Annotated in this window: 2 protein-coding genes; both read left to right on the top strand. The window is 44.6% G+C overall.

All coding sequences use genetic code 11. The features are described 5' to 3' along the window. Positions 1–112: 112 nt before the first annotated feature. Positions 113–850 carry an autoinducer binding domain-containing protein gene (locus HNO79_RS16275; RefSeq protein WP_227001136.1) on the top strand — a complete coding sequence of 246 codons (738 nt, stop codon included), beginning with the start codon at positions 113–115 and terminating at the stop codon, positions 848–850. A 40-nt stretch (positions 851–890) separates the two neighbouring features. Beyond that, positions 891–1559 (top strand): acyl-homoserine-lactone synthase, encoded by a 669-nt coding sequence (locus HNO79_RS16270; protein WP_141302669.1) that lies wholly within the window; start codon positions 891–893, stop codon positions 1557–1559. Positions 1560–1922 lie beyond the last annotated feature (363 nt).

Raw genomic sequence — 1922 nt, 5'->3', positions numbered from 1 at the left:
AAGATGGACGGGGAAGATTTTTGGCTGCGTAGGCTGCTCCCGGTCTGAGGACGACAATCGCTATGATAAATCTGTAGAATAAATACATCATATAATTTAGGCTTACTATTGGATGGCACTGGAGGTAGGCGCAGCACAGATGGTGGGCTTGACGATTGACCTTCTGGCGAAACTACATGACCTTGAGAACGCAGCCACTAAACACGATCTACTATCCATCTATCTCGGTGCCGTTCTGTCAGTTGGGAGTGTCCACGTAACCATTGTGGAATTGAACAGGATTGAAGATCCTAAAGAAAATTTTATACACGTCGGGTATCCGACGGAATGGGTCAATTTCTACATTGAGAACAATTATATAATCTCTGATCCCATAATAAAAAAATCCAGATTCATGAGTCATCCATATTTTTGGCATGAAATAAGAAATATAAACAAAGCAGAAAAGAAAATAATAAGGGATGTATATGAATTTGGCATAAAAAAGGGACTAACAATACCAGTCCATACACATGACAGATTAATTTATGCCATTTGTTTTGCGTTTACAGATAAAAACATAGAGCAGGAAATTGAACTTTATCTGCGCGCCTTATCTAATTTCTTTATCGCAAGTTATAAAAAATTGGATGAACCGGCAGATGTGTCGCTCCCCATCCTTACCCCGCGTGAAAAAGAATGTCTGAGATGGACAGCCAAGGGCAAAAGCTCTTGGGAAACCGGGATGATTGTTGGCGTCAGTGAGCGCACTGTTAACTTTCACATCAACAATGCCTTGCTGAAGCTGAAATGTACGAATCGTATCATGGGTGTGGTGCGGGCTATCTGTGCAGGGTTGATTGAACTGTAAAACCTGTCAGGTCTGACAGGTAACCTGACTGTCGATTTTCATGAATGATCAGTTCATCCAACAGGAAGAGAGCGGATCAATGATTGAAGTCGTAACCGTTGAAAACGCCAAATGGTGTGGAGACGCCCTCGCCGAGCAGTTCAAGTTTCGTTACCGCCATTTTGTGACCCATGAACAGTGGGATGTGCCATTTTACAAAGGCATGGAATACGACCAGTTTGATACACCGGCTGCTGTGTATCTCGTATGGCGTGATAATGCGGGCGCTGTTCGGGGCATGATCCGGCTACTACCAACCAACCGGCCTTATATGCTGGAAACTCTCTGGCCTGATATGCTGCCCTCCACCAACGCACCTTCTTGCGCGAATGTGTGGGAGATAACGCGTTTTGGTGTAGAACGTGACCTGCCATTCTCTCTGCGTCGGCAGATTTCTGCCGAACTCATTCTGGCATGCATCGAATTTTCGATTATCAATAACATTGATACCTACCTATTTCTGACAGCCTGGGGTGTCCTGAAGCGGATTGTTCCCGGCGCGGGTGTTGAAGCCCATATTCATAACCGCATGACACTGCCATCAGGCCATGATGTGGCTTCTGCAGTTGTACCCGTCTCGCAGGCTGTTCTTGATAAATCCCGTGCAAAACTAAACGTTACCAAGGCGGTTCTTAGCAACTACAGTTTTGAGAAAAAGTATGCAGCATAACGAGCGCGATGATGAATTTACACAAAAAGCAAATAATATAAAAAATGCACTGTCCTTTTTGCGAGAAGAAGCACGAAAATGCGGCCTGTATAATACCGACAACTCCCTATATATTGCAGAAATAATAATTAATATAGAAATGGGCAAATAGACGAGAGGCTGTTGCTTTACTCTGTAGCGAGAAAGAGATTGAGCAGTTTGCGCAGCAACTATTTGCTCAACGTTTCCCCTTTCGCAATTGGGATGAAAGCCCCGCGCCGGTTTCAAATGGGCCAAGCCAGGAAGAACGAAGTAAATTCAGGGATCTGGCTCGTCGGCATCTATCTGATTGGCATCCAGTATAATTGGGGCTGCTCATAAAGG

It is taken from the genome of Komagataeibacter oboediens (assembly GCF_018491655.1).
Classification (GTDB): Bacteria; Pseudomonadota; Alphaproteobacteria; order Acetobacterales; family Acetobacteraceae; genus Komagataeibacter; species Komagataeibacter oboediens.
The sequence above is the reverse complement of the archived record's forward strand: the minus strand, read 5'-3'. Positions and strand labels throughout refer to the sequence as shown.